Origin of the sequence: Pseudomonas mucoides (genome assembly GCF_015461845.1) — a bacterium.
GTDB lineage: Bacteria > Pseudomonadota > Gammaproteobacteria > Pseudomonadales > Pseudomonadaceae > Aquipseudomonas > Aquipseudomonas mucoides.
The window spans coordinates 314,078-329,644 of record NZ_JACOPW010000004.1; the positions used below are offsets into that span (position 1 = coordinate 314,078).

At 57.7% G+C, this 15,567-nt stretch carries 15 protein-coding genes; 10 read left to right on the forward strand and 5 right to left on the reverse strand.

All coding sequences use genetic code 11. From position 1 onward, the window contains the following. Positions 1–675: 675 nt before the first annotated feature. Both H8F22_RS20180 and H8F22_RS20185 read right to left on the reverse strand, forming a co-directional pair. Positions 676–1,377 (reverse strand): hypothetical protein, encoded by a 702-nt coding sequence (locus H8F22_RS20180; RefSeq protein WP_194940599.1) that lies wholly within the window; start codon positions 1,375–1,377, stop codon positions 676–678. Beyond that, entirely contained in the window at positions 1,374–2,174 is an 801-nt protein-coding gene (locus H8F22_RS20185; RefSeq protein ID WP_194940600.1) for a DUF7946 domain-containing protein, read from the reverse strand. Before H8F22_RS20185 ends, H8F22_RS20180 begins: the two co-directional genes overlap by 4 nt. Before the next feature lie 724 nt (positions 2,175–2,898). On the opposite strand from H8F22_RS20185, the gene H8F22_RS20190 reads away from it, so the two are divergent. Beyond that, positions 2,899–3,210 carry a DUF3077 domain-containing protein gene (locus H8F22_RS20190; protein ID WP_194940601.1) on the forward strand — a complete coding sequence of 104 codons (312 nt, stop codon included), beginning with the start codon at positions 2,899–2,901 and terminating at the stop codon, positions 3,208–3,210. Positions 3,211–3,374: 164 nt separating this feature from the next. On the opposite strand, the gene H8F22_RS20195 is transcribed toward H8F22_RS20190, so the two are convergent. Both H8F22_RS20195 and H8F22_RS20200 read right to left on the reverse strand, forming a co-directional pair. Further along, positions 3,375–3,743 carry a PH domain-containing protein gene (locus H8F22_RS20195; protein ID WP_027922735.1) on the reverse strand — a complete coding sequence of 123 codons (369 nt, stop codon included), beginning with the start codon at positions 3,741–3,743 and terminating at the stop codon, positions 3,375–3,377. 12 nt (positions 3,744–3,755) lie between these two features. Then, the gene (locus tag H8F22_RS20200; protein ID WP_194940602.1) at positions 3,756–4,208 is read right to left on the reverse strand and encodes a hypothetical protein; all 453 of its coding nucleotides are present in this window, start codon (positions 4,206–4,208) and stop codon (positions 3,756–3,758) included. A 374-nt stretch (positions 4,209–4,582) separates the two neighbouring features. Here H8F22_RS20200 and H8F22_RS20205 point away from each other — a divergent pair, with 374 nt between their 5' ends. The 8 genes from H8F22_RS20205 to H8F22_RS20240 all read left to right on the forward strand — a co-directional run bounded on the left by H8F22_RS20205 (position 4,583) and on the right by H8F22_RS20240 (position 13,232). Further along, positions 4,583–5,059, forward strand: coding sequence for a formate dehydrogenase subunit gamma (locus tag H8F22_RS20205; RefSeq protein ID WP_027922733.1), 477 nt, complete (start codon positions 4,583–4,585; stop codon positions 5,057–5,059). After that, positions 5,056–6,588 carry a formate dehydrogenase beta subunit gene (locus H8F22_RS20210; protein ID WP_194940603.1) on the forward strand — a complete coding sequence of 511 codons (1,533 nt, stop codon included), beginning with the start codon at positions 5,056–5,058 and terminating at the stop codon, positions 6,586–6,588. Before H8F22_RS20205 ends, H8F22_RS20210 begins: the two co-directional genes overlap by 4 nt. Then, positions 6,585–9,467 carry a formate dehydrogenase subunit alpha gene (gene fdhF / locus H8F22_RS20215; protein ID WP_194940604.1) on the forward strand — a complete coding sequence of 961 codons (2,883 nt, stop codon included), beginning with the start codon at positions 6,585–6,587 and terminating at the stop codon, positions 9,465–9,467. The genes H8F22_RS20210 and fdhF overlap by 4 nt, the downstream gene beginning before the upstream one ends. Then, positions 9,464–9,685, forward strand: a complete 222-nt coding sequence (locus H8F22_RS20220; RefSeq protein WP_027922730.1) for a formate dehydrogenase subunit delta — start codon at positions 9,464–9,466, stop codon at positions 9,683–9,685. The genes fdhF and H8F22_RS20220 overlap by 4 nt, the downstream gene beginning before the upstream one ends. 196 nt (positions 9,686–9,881) lie before the next feature. Then, a complete protein-coding gene (locus H8F22_RS20225; RefSeq protein ID WP_027922729.1) occupies positions 9,882–10,259 on the forward strand; it encodes a hypothetical protein in 378 nt (125 codons plus the stop codon). Positions 10,260–10,339: 80 nt separating this feature from the next. Continuing rightward, entirely contained in the window at positions 10,340–12,256 is a 1,917-nt protein-coding gene (locus H8F22_RS20230; protein WP_027922728.1) for an alkaline phosphatase D family protein, read from the forward strand. Positions 12,257–12,270: 14 nt separating this feature from the next. Then, complete coding sequence (locus H8F22_RS20235) at positions 12,271–12,768, forward strand: P-loop NTPase family protein (RefSeq protein ID WP_027922727.1); 498 nt, start codon at positions 12,271–12,273, stop codon at positions 12,766–12,768. An 11-nt stretch (positions 12,769–12,779) separates the two neighbouring features. Continuing rightward, positions 12,780–13,232 carry a bleomycin resistance protein gene (locus tag H8F22_RS20240; RefSeq protein ID WP_027922726.1) on the forward strand — a complete coding sequence of 151 codons (453 nt, stop codon included), beginning with the start codon at positions 12,780–12,782 and terminating at the stop codon, positions 13,230–13,232. A 144-nt stretch (positions 13,233–13,376) separates the two neighbouring features. Here H8F22_RS20240 and H8F22_RS20245 read toward each other — a convergent pair whose 3' ends face one another. Next, positions 13,377–14,552 (reverse strand): aspartate aminotransferase family protein, encoded by a 1,176-nt coding sequence (locus tag H8F22_RS20245; RefSeq protein WP_059182193.1) that lies wholly within the window; start codon positions 14,550–14,552, stop codon positions 13,377–13,379. Positions 14,553–14,654: 102 nt separating this feature from the next. Between H8F22_RS20245 and H8F22_RS20250 the strand changes: the two genes are divergently transcribed. After that, complete coding sequence (locus H8F22_RS20250) at positions 14,655–15,560, forward strand: LysR family transcriptional regulator (protein ID WP_027922724.1); 906 nt, start codon at positions 14,655–14,657, stop codon at positions 15,558–15,560. Positions 15,561–15,567: the final 7 nt, after the last annotated feature.

The following is a 15,567-nucleotide window of genomic DNA, read 5'->3' on the forward strand; positions in this document are numbered from 1 at the left end:
GTCCGAACTAAATCAGCAATCCGGCTTTGCCTAGCTATCGACTCCGGGACGCGTTTTCATGATCCGAAAAACGCATCGCGCGCTCTAGCTCTTAGCGAATTTTCCTTGCGTAGCCTTTCTTAACTACGCGTGAAATGTAGCTATTCAGCCCTCTACCGGCTCTAGCCAATCGATGCATTTCTGCAATAGATCCAGGACCCGCGCTCTGATCTGTATACAGGTACTGCGCCCGGTCCATAAATTCGACAGTGATAGACCCATTCCCTATCTCAAATGCAGCCACATTTGAATCTCTACCCAGGTTCCCATAACGTTCCATCGTCGCTCCTTTTGAGCAATTGATTTTATGAGTAAAGCAACGCATTGCACTGATGACACTAGTCTAGAATCTTCGAATGTCCAAAAAATGCAATGAGTATCCTCTGACAGCAGGCTGGAGTAAGCGAGATTCAATAGTGACCCTGGCTCAAGGGAAAAATGGAAAATGGAAAAAACGGGGACGAAAAAATTAGGACAGATTTATTTTCGAGTTTAATCCACTAATAAATTTGCCCCCTTTTCCAATAATAAATCCGCACCCTTATCTCCGGCCACCTTTTCACCGTAGTTTTAAGTTTACAAAGAGAATTTAATACGACAGCTAACTTCCATTACCAAGCCAGTCCCACCCTAGCATCAAGCGAAGTGTTTGAGATAAATCTTTAAACTTTCACGATCAAATATCCCTGCCTTCTCGAAAGGCAACAGTATTGGCCACTTACTATGATTATGCGCCACACACAACAACTGCATCAAAGATGTAGGCATAACAGTGAGCACGAGAGAGATATAATTTTCTTTTTCAGCCGGGACAGCATAATCATTGACAAACTTGAAAGCAGTAGAGAAGTTTTTCAGATTATCAAAAAGCGCATCTGATGAAAGTTCTTCTAAAGTCGCCAAGAGATCGGTTTTGTTCTGCGATGCCATGAGTGTCTCAAACACCTCTATATACTTTCCGAACGCCTGACTCCCAGCATAACTACCGCTTTTTAAAATTATATTTGCATTCTTCGCCTCATTGAGACAAAGAGATACTAAATTGAATAGCGAGGACTCAAAACTTTGCTTAGCAGCTAGATCTGATTGCTGCTTTATAGTTTTTCGCGCCTCTATTTCGGATACTTTCGCGCCCTCTGCTGTTATGCGCTGAATAACCACAGTGTCAATTAGAAGAACGACCGAGATAAACGTCAACAGGGGGTTTATATTCCCCCCAATGAAGTCTCCTAGAGGACCAAGATCTCCCTTCGCAAAGTCTTTGCCAACTACATAAAAATAAACAGAATACATTCCAACAATCAGGATTGCAGCGCCTACAAACAACCAACGCTTCACTGAATGAGCTCAGCTTTATGCAGCCTGAAAAATTTAGTTGCACCATTATTAAGAGTTACGCGATTCACCTCTGCGCGTAAAGCCACAAAATTACCTTGCGTAATCCCATGAAGACTTCTCACAAGTATGCTTTTTTGTCTCTTGCTAAACGCGCCATTAGGCACAAAGCTGTAAGAATCACCATCGATGTCCTGAACCAGCCTTCCGGTACCAGTTCGCGCGTTGAATCGGCTGATACCAACGATCAGCTCTTCAGTTTCGGGATTGGTTATTTCTTCTTCTAGATAACTCAACGTATTCTGATTGAGCGTTGCTATCGGAGTCTGCGCGGCATAAAGAGTTGCCTTGTAGCCCTGATATTTCACTGGCAAATGCGCGTCAAAAATAGATGTTGTTAAACGATGCGTAATATCTTCGCTAAAATACATTTTCTCGAAACTTTTTATAGCTGTCCTTCGGTTTATTTCTCGGTTATCACCAATCACTTGACCAAGTGTGTACTGCAAAAGCTCTATATAGCTTTTATTAGTCAGCGCGTGCAAACTTGCAACTGTTTTTTCACTTGTGAACGCCACTTTGAATCGCTGTTTAAACGACCCTTCGAAACTTGTTTTAAAATCTATTTTTATGCCCTTTCGAGCGGTTGACCTGCTGATATAAGATTTGTTAACGATACCGTGAGTCGCAATAGATATTGCCTCACTGATGCCTTGGAGCGACTTAGATCCGTAATAAAGATCAAGACCATCAAATTGTTTTTCATCCGTATCGTATACAACAGAGAAATCAAATTCCATTTTTAAACCCCAAGTGACAGAAATCTCATCCTACGCGGCGAAATAGCCAAATGCCACCCCATCTTTTCGCGGCCTGGCAAAGATACATCTAAAGTATTAGATGGGAACTCCTCCCTGACCATCATCCATCTGAGGGGAGACACATGATCTGTGGAAAATTTTCTCGGCAAAACAATTAGATACCTCCCACCCAGCCATCCCGTGACCCGCTTAACAACGGCGGATCCGTCAGCGAGCGCATCTGCAAGGTTAGACTCACCCAATCCGCGACAAAACTCCAAAAAAAAGGGAAAGGCCAGACTTCTTCGTCATTGGAGGTTTGGGATCGAAACCTTCGTAGGTTGCAGGAACGAGATCCGCACGATAACCTCCCACCGTCGCTGCCAATTCAGCGACCGGGTGTGGTAACCCGAGTTATTCAAGGCGCAACAGCGCCCCAGACACGTCATCAGGCGCTTTTTTTATGCCTGCGACGTGAGTCATGGCGGCTGTGCGTGGGACGCCTTTGGGCGTGCCGGTTTCCTTGATACCCGGTTTACCACCCTGCGCACAGCTGTCACCCATTCGTGTGGTAACGAATCTGGCAGCTCCATCTATCAAGGAGTCTGATAATGCGCAGCATCAATCCGTACAAAATTTGGCTTTTCCCTCAACGCGACTCCCAGTTCCGTAACGCTCCACCATCCACCCTCTCCCACCGCCTCTCCATCATCGGAGGTGGCCAATGACCGATCAACCAGAACTCCAAACCATCGGCCTAACCCCTGCCATTTACTGCGCCGATCAACCACTCTTCCACGTCACTCGCGGCGTTCCCCTCGGCGATGCATTGGCCATGGCTTCTGACTTTCTGTTTCTCGCCAAGAAGCTGAATGAAGATGCCGCGTACGCAACAGACACAGACCGCCACGCCTGGGCTGCGCATTATTTGACGGCGATGAGTAAGGCGGTGGTTGATGATGCGGTGAAGGTGCTTGGGCGGGGGCGGGGTTCTGCGGCGGCGGCTGAGCGGGCGGCGGCTACGTCTGAAGGGTAGTGGTTCAAAAATGAGGTGAGTGGGCTGCTTGTGATGATGGCGGTAGATTCAGCATGAATGTTGGCTGGTCTGGCGCTTTCGCGGGCAAGCCCGCTCCCACAGGGATTGCGGTTAGCTGGAGGCCGTTGTTAGCCCCGAGTTTTCGGGGCTTTTTCGTGTTGGGGTCAGAGGACGTGTTGGGAGATCAGTTTTGAGATTTCTACCATGGATGTCCTGCCGGTGAATTCGAACTTCACTTTTCCCAACGACGAAAAGTAGATCTCCAGCTCTGAATCCAGGTCGAAGGTGCCGGACGTTTCCACCGAGTACGCCACGATGTTTTTGTAGGGCAGTGAGGTGAAGTCTTTTTTGCTGCCGGTGAGGCCCTGCACGTTGACGGCGATGATGCGTTTGTTGGTGAACACCACGCCGTCACGCATGGATTTGTAGGCGTCGATGACGTGTTCGCCGTCGAGCAAAAGGTCGGTAACGCGTTGGGCGTATTCTTCGTTTTGCTTGAGTTTGAAGAAGCCCTTGTTGTTGAAATCAATCATGTGTCGCTCCTGTTATTCAATCTGTATCGGTCCTTTGGTCCCGGCATCGCTGTCCATCCAGTAGTCCTGATTCTGCAGGCTTCGATCGCCCTGGAGGGTGAAGAGGATGTTGCCCTGGCGAAACTGCAGCGTGCCGTCGGTACGCTTGGCTTTGACCGGTTTGCCGTTGACCCACACTTGTTCCTTGGCATCGATGCGGATGGTGGCGACAGTGGCGCCGGCATCGCTCTTGGCCACCCATTGCCCGACGTAGGGGGTTTGGGCGCTTGAGCTGTCCGCGGCGGGGTTGGTGAAGCCTGCCTTGGCGTTTTCTGCCTTGCTCTTGTGGATATCGCAGCCTTGGGTTTCGCTGACCTGAGTGCAGCCGGATTGCTCCAGTTGTTTGCGATAGGTGTCGTTGATGGCGTAGGCCGGGGATTGCGCCGCGATCAGGATGACCAGCGCAGGCAGGATGAGTCGGTTCATATGTGCTCCTTTGCGATCTCGTCGGACGGCATCGTACGTTTACGGTAGCGGGCGAGTGTGCCGCGCTTGTACCACAAAACATTTCAGACAATGCGCGCCGTGGTCAGTGCTCTTCTAGACTTAACGGGTGGTCGTGGAAAGAACCAAACACGTCGCTTTGGTGCAGTCGAATCAATACCAGCGTGGCAAGCTCCCTCAATGCCCTATAAACGGTGCGGCAAAGACCGCGCCGGGCACAACAAGATGCCCGCTCAGGGTGCCCTGGCCAACGGCCTGACAATGCCACGATACCGTGACGTGGTGTGAATGCCGCAGCCGACACTTTCGGACGACCGACAACCGCCTGGTTTGTCCGTGACCGTGAGGAATGCTGTATGCCTGATGAGATGTTGCAATTGCCTATGGTCAACAGCGTGCTGGAGCGCCACAAGGGCTCTGCGGGTGCACTGTTGCCCATCCTCCATGAGATTCAGGCCGGTATCGGTTACATCCCCGATGCCGCCATCCCCGAGATAGCCCACGCCCTCAATCAGAGTCAGGCCGAGATTCGCGGCGTGATCAGCTTTTACCATGACTTCCGCACCGCGCCGCCGGCCCGGCATATCCTGCGGCTGTGCCGGGCGGAGTCGTGTAAGAGTCGCGGCGCCGAGCAGTTGGCCGCGCAGTTGCGTGATCGTCTGCAACTGGATGATCACGGCAGCAGCGCCGATGGCAGCATCAGTTTGCGTCCGGTGTATTGCCTCGGTGCCTGCGCCTGTTCGCCGGCGCTGGAGCTGGATGGTCAGGTGCATGCGCGGCTCAGTGCCGAGCGTCTCGATGCGTTGCTCGACGCTTGCCGGGAGGACGTATGAGCCTCTATCTCCCCTGTGATTCTCTTGCCCGTGCCGTGGGTGCCGATGCGGTGGCGTCAGCCCTTGCCAGCCCGGACCTGCAACGCACCAGCTCTCGCGGCCTGTACTGGCTGGAACCATTGCTCGAAGTGGACACCCCGCAAGGCCGTATCGGCTTCGGCCCGCTGACCGCTAGCGATGTGCCGTCCGTGCTCGATGCGCTGCAAGGCGACCCGTCTTCGCACCCCCTGGCCTTGGGCCTGGTGGAAGAAATGCCGTATCTCAAGTCTCAACAACGCCTGCTGTTCGCCCGCGCCGGCATCACTCGTCCGCTGTCGCTGGACGATTATCGGGCCCACGGCGGTTTCGAGGGTTTAACCAGAGCTGTCACTATTGGCGGCGATGAGACCGCGACCGCGGTGTTCGATTCGGGCTTGCGTGGGCGTGGCGGCGCAGCCTTCCCCGCCGGGATCAAATGGCGCACGGTGCGCGCTACCGAGGCGGCGCAAAAATACATTGTGTGTAACGCCGACGAAGGCGACTCCGGCACGTTCGCCGACCGCATGTTGATGGAAGGCGACCCCTTCCTGCTGATCGAAGGCATGGCCATTGCCGGCATCACCGTCGGCGCCAGTTACGGCTACATCTATGTGCGCTCGGAATACCCACAGGCCGTCGCCACGCTGAATGAAGCGCTGGAGATTGCCCGGACCAACGGTTACCTCGGCGCCAATGTCGGCGGCAGTGGTTTGGCCTTCGATATGGAAGTGCGTGTCGGGGCCGGTGCTTACATTTGCGGTGAAGAAACCGCGCTGCTGGACTCGCTCGAAGGCAAGCGCGGGATCGTCCGCGCCAAGCCACCGATTCCTGCGTTGAAGGGGCTTTTCGGCCTGCCGACGCTGGTGCACAACGTGCTGACCCTGGCCTCGGTGCCGCTGATTCTGGCCAAGGGCGCGCAGTTCTATCGCGATTACGGCATGGGCCGCTCCCTCGGCACAATGCCATTCCAATTGGCGGGCAATATTCGTCGTGGCGGTCTGGTGGAACGGGCCTTTGGCCTGACCCTGCGTGAATTGGTGGAAGACTACGGCGGAGGCACCGCCAGTGGCCGGCCGTTGAAAGCCGCACAGGTTGGCGGCCCGCTCGGCGCCTGGGTGCCACCTTCGCAATTCGACACGCCGCTGGATTACGAAGCCTTCGCCGGCATCGGCGCGATGCTCGGTCACGGTGGCGTGGTGGTAGCTGACGACAGCCTGGACATGGCTCACATGGCGCGCTTCGCCATGCAGTTCTGTGCCGAGGAATCCTGTGGCAAGTGCACGCCCTGCCGCATCGGTTCGACCCGGGGCGTCGAGGTGATCGACCGCTTGCTGGCCGCACCGGACCAGAACGGTCGCGATGAGCAGGTGATCATCCTCAAGGACCTGTGCGACACCCTGCAATACGGTTCGCTGTGCGCCTTGGGCGGCATGGTTTCCTTTCCGGTGGCCAGCGCCCTCAAGTACTTCCCCGCCGACTTCGGTCTGCAATCTTCGGAGGCCGACCAATGATCACTCTCTTCGACCCGAACACCGACATCGATCTGGGCACGCCGGCCCGTGAAAGTCAGGTGCAAGTCACCCTGAACATCGACGGCCGCAGCATCAGCGTGCCCGAAGGCACTTCGGTGATGCGCGCCGCTGCGCTGATGGGCACCACGATTCCGAAACTGTGCGCCACCGACAGCCTCGAAGCCTTCGGCTCTTGCCGCATGTGCCTGGTAGAAATCGACGGCATGCGCGGTTATCCCGCGTCCTGCACCACGCCGGTCAGCGAAGGCATGAGCGTGCACACCCAGACGCCGAAACTCGCGACGCTGCGCCGCAATGTCATGGAGCTGTACATCTCCGATCACCCGCTGGACTGCCTGACCTGCTCGGCCAACGGCAACTGCGAGCTGCAAACCGTCGCCGGCCAGGTCGGCCTGCGGGAAGTGCGTTACGGCTATGAAGGTGACAACCATCTGGCCGACGTGAAGGACACCTCCAACCCCTACTTCGACTACGACCCGAGCAAGTGCATCGTCTGCAACCGCTGCGTGCGCGCCTGCGAAGAAACCCAAGGCACGTTTGCGTTGACGATTACCGGACGCGGTTTCGAATCCCGGGTGGCAGCCGCTGGTGGCGAGAATTTCCTTGAGTCGGAATGCGTGTCTTGCGGCGCCTGTGTGCAAGCCTGCCCTACCGCGACGCTGATGGAAAAAAGCGTGGTCGAACTGGGTCAGCCCGAGCACAGCGTGATCACCACCTGCGCCTATTGCGGCGTGGGCTGCTCGTTCCGCGCCGAGATGAAAGGCGACCAACTGGTGCGCATGGTTCCCGACAAGAACGGCCAGGCCAACCACGGCCACTCGTGCGTCAAAGGGCGCTTTGCCTGGGGCTATGCCACCCACCCGGATCGCATCACCACACCGATGATCCGCAAACACATCAACGACCCGTGGCAGGAAGTCAGCTGGGATGAAGCGGTGACCTACGCCGCCAGCGAATTCCGCCGGTTGCAGCAAAAATACGGCCGCGACTCCATTGGTGGCATCACCTCCAGCCGCTGCACCAACGAAGAAACCTACCTGGTGCAAAAACTGGTGCGCGCCGCCTTCGGCAACAACAACGTCGACACCTGTGCGCGGGTCTGCCACTCGCCGACCGGTTATGGCCTGAAACAAACCTTGGGTGAGTCCGCCGGCACCCAGAGTTTCGACTCGGTGATGCAGGCCGACGTGATTCTGGTAATGGGCGCCAACCCCAGCGACGCCCACCCGGTGTTCGCTTCCCAGCTCAAACGTCGCCTGCGTGAAGGCGCGCGATTGATCGTGATCGACCCACGCCGCATTGATCTGGTGGACTCGGTGCATGCCCGCGCCGAACTGCACCTGGCCCTGCGTCCGGGCACCAACGTCGCGATGCTCAACGCCTTGGCCCACGTCATCGTCACCGAAGGCCTGCTCGATCAAGCCTTTATCGACGCCCGTTGCGAGGGTAGCGATTTTGCCCGCTGGAGCGAGTTCGTCAGCCGTGCGGAGAACTCACCGGAAGTGCTGGCCGCCGTCTGCGGCGTAGACGCTGCCGACATCCGTGCCGCCGCTCGCCTGTACGCCACCGGTGGTAATGCGGCGATCTACTACGGCCTCGGCGTCACCGAACACAGTCAAGGCAGCACCGCGGTCATGGGCATCGCCAACCTGGCCATGGCCACCGGCAACATCGGTCGCGAAGGCGTCGGCGTGAACCCGCTGCGGGGACAGAACAACGTTCAGGGCTCGTGCGACATGGGCTCCTTCCCCCACGAGTTGCCCGGCTACCGGCACATCTCCAACGAAGTGGTACGGACGCAGTTCGAGCAGGCGTGGAACGTCACCCTGCAACCCGACCCGGGCCTGCGCATTCCGAACATGTTCGAGGCCGCCCTCAGCGGCAGTTTCAAGGGCCTGTATTGCCAGGGCGAGGACATTGCCCAGAGCGACCCGAATACCCAACACGTCACCGCTGCCCTGTCGGCCATGGAATGCATCGTGGTGCAGGACATTTTCCTCAACGAAACCGCCAGGTTCGCCCATGTATTTCTGCCGGGCAGCTCGTTCCTGGAAAAAGACGGCACGTTCACCAACGCCGAGCGACGCATTTCCCGGGTGCGCAAGGTCATGGAACCGCTGGGCGGCAAGGCCGACTGGGAAGGCACGGTGGCCCTGGCCAATGCGTTGGGCTACCCGATGAACTACAAACATCCGTCAGACATCATGGACGAAATCGCCAGCCTGACGCCGACGTTCACCAACGTCAGCTACGCCGAACTGGATCGCCACGGCAGCCTGCAATGGCCGTGCAACGCCGCAGCACCGGACGGCACGCCAACCATGCACATCGAGGAATTCGTGCGCGGCAAGGGGCGTTTCATGCTCACCGGTTACGTGCCTACCGAGGAAAAGGTCAACAACCGCTATCCGCTGCTGCTGACCACCGGGCGCATCCTCAGCCAGTACAACGTCGGCGCCCAGACCCGGCGTACCGAAAACGTCGCCTGGCACGACGAGGACCGTCTGGAAATTCACCCGACCGACGCCGAGAGCCGTGGCATCAATGAGGGTGACTGGGTCGGCATCGGCAGCCGCGCCGGGCAGACCGTACTGCGTGCGCGGGTCACCGAGCGGGTCGCGCCGGGCGTGGTGTACACCACGTTCCACTTCCCGGAATCGGGGGCCAACGTGATCACTACCGACAACTCCGACTGGGCCACCAACTGTCCGGAGTACAAGGTCACTGCCGTGGAGGTCAGCCGCGTCTACCACCCTTCCGAATGGCAAAAACGCTATCAGGCCTTCAGTGACGAACAGGATCGTTTGCTCAAGGAACGCCGGCATGCCCGTGGCGCTAAAGCGGAGGTGCGCCGATGAGCACTGAAAACCTGATCAAGATGGCCAACCAGATCGCCCAGTACTTCGCCACCGAACCGGACCAGCAAGCGGCCGTGCTCGGTGTGCGTAATCACCTGCAGATGTACTGGACGCCGGGCATGCGCAAGGAATTGCTGGCCTGGCAGACGGAGCATCAGGGGGCGGACATGCATCCATTGGCGCAGGCGGCGGTCAGTGGGGCGGGCTGGGCGGCATAGGTCTGGATTGACCTTGAAGATCACCCAACTTGTAATGAGGGAGCTTGCTCCCTCATTACATTGGATTCGCGCTGCGACTCAATCAAATCGATATAAACCCACAACGCCCTTCAGCTCAGAGCCACTGATTTGATATCGTGCCTGCCATCGCCTCACCTCAACAAAGACCCACGACGTTGTTAACAGGGAAGATGGAATGCAGTTAATCAGTATGTTGATGTTCTTCGCTGCATCAGCAGGGATGTGGATTTGGGTTGTGAAGAGCCGTGGCCCGTTGAATATCTGGCTGGCGAACCTCTCGGGTGCCGTGGCCAGTTTCATCGTCGGGACTGCGGTGCTGATTCTTTGCTCGAGCTGGTTAACCCCGGACGCCCCCGTCTCGCGAGCCCCGGCCTTTGCGCTTTATACGCTGATGGCATTTATGGGCACTCTGATCGGGACCTGGCTCTTGGTATTCACCAAGTGCAACCAGGAACAATCCCCCGCTTATCGACATTTTGCTGCGGCAGCGTGCAGCCTGGTGGCCGCATTGGTTGCGCTGGTGGTGTCGGTCACGATCTTTCCCCTCAAGTGACCCCATCGGGCAATTGATGAAGTTCAGCCAGAGCTCTGCGCTATCATCGCCGGCCTGTGCGCCAAGAGCCTTGAACCCGGATGTCCGTATCTCTGCCTTTGTCTGATGACTGCCACTCACTGCCACCGGTGCTGGTCGGCCCGCTGTTGCGGCGGCTGGAACCTGCGCGGCTGGTCATGTGGCTCGTGGGTTCCCGGGCGCTGTCGCTGACGTTGCGCCTGCAAGACTGCGCCGACATCCGACTGGATGCCGGACAGTGCACCGTCATCCCGATCGGCACTCACGCGTTTATCCACTTGATCGATGTGCCGCTGGCGACCGCCCTGCCCTGCGACACCGTGATCGAATACGACCTGTTGATCGACGGGACGGGCATCGCCGAGTGGGCCCCGCATTTGCTCTACGGCGAAGCACGCTGCCCGAACTTCGTCCTGCGCTCGCGCATTGATCAATTGCTGCATGGCTCCTGCCGTAAACCCCATCACCCGGCCACCGATGGCTTGCTCTGTGTCGACGGTCTATTGGCAACGGAACATGACGCATCGCAACGCCCGGCGCTGTTGATGATGAGCGGCGATCAGATTTACGCCGACGATGTCGCGGGACCGATGTTGCGAGCAATTCATGCCTTGATCGAGCGGTTAGGACTGTTCGAAGAACACCTCGAAGGCGCCGTGGTCAGCGACAGCGCCAAGCTTTATGAGCACCCGGCCAGCTACTACCACCGTGCGGATTTGTTACCGGCGCTCAAGAGCAATGAAACCCTGCGTGATCGATTTTTCGGCGGCGCGCGCAAGCCGATCTTCACCAGCAGCAGTGCCGACAATCACTTGATGACGTTCGCTGAAGTGATGGCCATGTATTTGCTGGTCTGGTCGCCGACGCCCTGGAGATTGATCGCCCCGCAACCGCCTGCGCTGACGCCTGAGAGACGCAAGCGTTATGCCGCTGAACAGACCCATATCGATGGCTTCAAGTCCGGCCTGGGCGGTGTCGCCCGGGCCATGGCGCATCTGCCGTGCCTGATGATCTTCGATGACCACGACATCACCGACGACTGGAACCTTTCCGCGCAATGGGAGGAAACGGCCTACGGCCATCCGTTCTCCAAGCGCATCATCGGCAACGCCTTGATCGCCTACATGCTGTGCCAGGGCTGGGGCAACAACCCCGACGCGTTCAGCGATGTGCTGGAAAAAACCCGTTTGCTCAGCGTCACCGGGGCCGACCGTTACCTCGACAGTCCGGTGCAGGATGACTTGATCGATGCGCTGTTGAGCTTTCAGCAGTGGCATTACGTGCTGCCCACCACCCCCGCCCTGGTGGTGATCGACACCCGCACCCGGCGCTGGCGCAGCGAGATGAACCTCAAGCAACCGTCGGGCCTGCTGGACTGGGAAGCCCTCAGCGAGCTGCAACAGGAACTGCTCGATCATCCGTCGGCGATCATCGTGTCACCCGCGCCGATCTTCGGCGTCAAACTGATCGAAACCGTACAGAAAGTCTTCAGCTGGTTCGGTTATCCCCTGCTGGTGGACGCCGAAAACTGGATGGCCCATCGCGGCGCGGCGCAAGTGATCCTGAACATCTTCCGACACTCGCGCACACCGGGTAACTACGTGGTGCTGTCCGGTGATGTGCATTATTCCTTCGTCTACGAAGTACTGATCCGGCACCGTAAGGCCGGCCCGAAAATCTGGCAGATCACCAGCAGCGGCATCAAGAATGAATTCCCGCCGAGGCTGCTCGAATGGTTCGACCGCCTCAACCGCTGGCTCTACTCGCCGCGCTCGCCCCTCAACTGGCTGACCAAACGCCGACGCATGCGCATCGTCCCGCACATCCCCGAACACGCCGAGGCCGGCGAACGGCTATGGAACTCGGCAGGCATCGGCCAGGTGTACTTCAATGAGAAAGGGCAACCCCAGGATATCTATCAGCACAACTCAAACGGCTCGCCCAAGACCCGGATGGTTGCGCCTGAACATGACGACTGAAACGGCGAGTCACCATGAACCTCACCCGCACGCTGATCATCGGCAACTCCGGCGCCGGCAAAAGCTGGCTGGCGGAACGATTGGCCGCACAACTCAAGGTGCCATGGATCGATCTCGACCTGATTTACTGGGTGTCGGACGAACACAGCATCGCCCGCCCATATGCCGCGGCACTGGACATAGCGCGGGTGGCGGCCGCTGAAGATCAGTGGGTGATCGAAGGTGTTTATGGCTGGATTGTCAGAGAACTTATCCACAGGGCAACGGCGCTGATCTGGTTGTGTGTGGATGACGACAGCTGTGTGGCCAATATTCGTCAACGAGAACATAGACCGGACAATGACGAGTTGCTGATAGCGTTGGTGGAATGGGCCGCCAGTTATCGGATGCGCGAAGACGCCAGTGGGTTTACCGTACACCGGCAATTGTTCGCAACGTTCACGGGCTCAAAAATCAAACTCATGGATCGAGGTGAAATCAGCGCTTTCGCCAAGTCCTCCCACACGGTTTAACAAGGATAGGTATGTTTGCACGGAGCAAGTTGGTCCCCGAACTGATGGTCATCGACCTCAAGAACAGCCTTCATTTCTGGACCTCATTGATCGGTTTCAAGATTGCTTACGAACGCCCGGAAGCGGGTTTCGCCTACCTCGATAACAACGGCGCACAGATCATGCTGGAGCAATATGCTCCGGATGACGGCCAGTGGGTGACGGGCGCATTGGAAGCACCGTTTGGTCGAGGTATCAACTTTCAGATCACCGTCGATCTCGTCGAACCGATACTTGAGCGATTGTCGGAAGTCGAATGGCCACTGTTTCGCCCGTGCGCCGATGTCTGGTATCGCGCCGATGCGGTGGAGGTCGGGCAACGCGAATTTCTGGTGCAGGATCCGGATGGGTATCTGGTTCGGTTGGTGGAAAGCTTGGGGGAGCGGCCGTATTCAGATCTGTCTGCTGCCGAGGAGACGGCCTAACTACTACGCTCTCCTGCTAACGCAGAACGCCTGATCAAATCGATTGGTAGCCTGCGCGCGGGGAAGACTAACGCCGGAAAACTTATAGAAGAGTGAACATTTGATCGTTCCCACGCAGAGCGCGGGAACGATCGGGAACGTGTGTCAGGCAATGGTCACGGCCCGACAAACGCCTCTGACAACCATCTCCACTTCCCGCTCATCAATCGTCAACGGCGGCAGCAAGCGAATGGTTTTCCCGCGTGTCACATTGATCAGCAAACCGTGATCGCGCGCGGCGATCAGGGTCAGGTCGCGGATCGGTTGCTTGAGTTCGATGCCGACCATCAAGCCTTGACCACGGATTGCCAGAACGTTCGGATTGTCCGCCAATTCGCTGCGTAATCTGGCGAGCAGACGTTCGCCCTGAAGCCTGGCGTTGTCCAGCAGACCTTGTTCTTCGATGATGTCCAGCACGGTGCAACCCACACGGCAGGCCAGTGGATTGCCACCGAACGTGCTGCCATGACTGCCCGGAGTGAACAAATCGGCGGCTTTGCCCCGGGCCAGGCAGGCACCGATGGGGATGCCGTTGCCCAGCCCTTTGGCCAGGGTCATGACGTCCGGAACAATACCCTCGTGCTGGAACGCGAACCATTGGCCGGTGCGGCCGATGCCGGTCTGGATTTCGTCGAGCATCATTAGCCACGAGCGTTTGTTGCAGAGTTCGCGCACCGCTTTGAGATAGCCCGGCGGCGCCAGCTGCACACCGCTTTCGCCCTGGATCGGCTCCATCAGGACTGCCACGATTCGTTGACCGTGGGCTTGCTGCACGGCATCCAGTGCACTGAGGTCACCGAACGGGACCTTGACGAAATCCCCCGGCAATTCATTGAACCCCAAGCGCACGGCCGGGCCATCGCTGGCGGATAACGTGCCCAGCGTCCGGCCATGAAAAGCATTTTCCATGACCACCACCAGCGGCTGCTCGACGCCTTTGTGCCAGCCATAAAGCCGTGCGAGTTTCAGCGCGGTTTCGTTGGCTTCGGCACCGGAGTTGTTGAAGAACGCCCGCTCCATGCCGGACAACGCTGTCAGCCGCTGCGCCAACCGTTGTTGCCAATTGATGCTGTAGAGGTTGGACGTGTGCAACAGCAAACCGGCTTGCTCAGTGATCGCCGAGACGATTCGAGGATGGGAGTGGCCAACGTTGGTCACCGCCACGCCCGCCACGGCGTCCAGGTATTCACGACCCGCCTCATCCCAAAGGCGCGTGCCCACCCCTTTGCTGAAACTCAGGGCCAGCGGTTGGTAAGTGCTCATCAGGCAGGCGGCGGTCATGGCATCAAGCTCCATCAATGGTCGGTGTTTTTGCAGTATGGTTAGCCACCTGAGCTGGATAAACGCTGCAATACTTCAATCATCTTAAAGCCGAGCTTGATAATGGATTTGTTCCAGGCAATGACCGTTTACGTACGCGTGGTGGAAGCCGGCAGCATGACGGCCGCCGCGCAGCAGTGTGAAATGTCCACGACCATGGTCGGCAATCACCTGCGGGCGCTGGAGCAACGCCTGGGTGTACGCCTGCTCAACCGCACGACACGGCGCCAGCGCCTGACGGAGTTCGGCTCGGCCTATTACCAGCGTTGCCTTGAAGTATTGGGATTGGTCGCCGATTCCGAACGCCTGGCTGAACAGAGTCAGGACGCGCCCAGTGGCACCTTGCGTATCACGGCACCACTGACCTTCGGCACGGAAAGACTCGCGCCTGCGCTCAGCGAATTTTCGCTGCAATGCCCACAGGTCAAACTGGACGTGGTGCTCACCAACGGGCGCCCTGACCTGCTCGAAAACGGCCTTGATGTGGCGTTTCGCCTGGGCGCCATTGAGCCATCGAACCTGATCGCCCGGCCGCTGATCGACTACACCCTGACCATGTGCGCATCACCGGAGTACCTGGCACGCCGATCTACGCCGGAAAAACCCGAAGACCTGCAACATCACGATTGCTTGTCCTTTGCCTACCCGGTCGGGGATGACTGGCAATCGGTCGAAAAACAATGGCGCCTGAGCGGACCCGAAGGCGAAGTGATGGTGGCCGTCAGTGGTCCGATGTTGATCAACAGTTCAGCGGGGTTGCATCAGGCGGCCCGTACCGGGATGGGCATCGTGATGCTGCCCGATGCGCTGGTGGAACAGGACCTGCTCAACGGAAAACTGGTGGCATTGATGCAGCACTATCAACTGCCGAGCCGGCCCATGCACCTGGTGTACGCCCAGGATCGCTACCGGCTGCCAAAATTACGCCACTTCGTCGACTTTGCCATGCAGTTGTGGGGCAAACACTAGCCGTGGC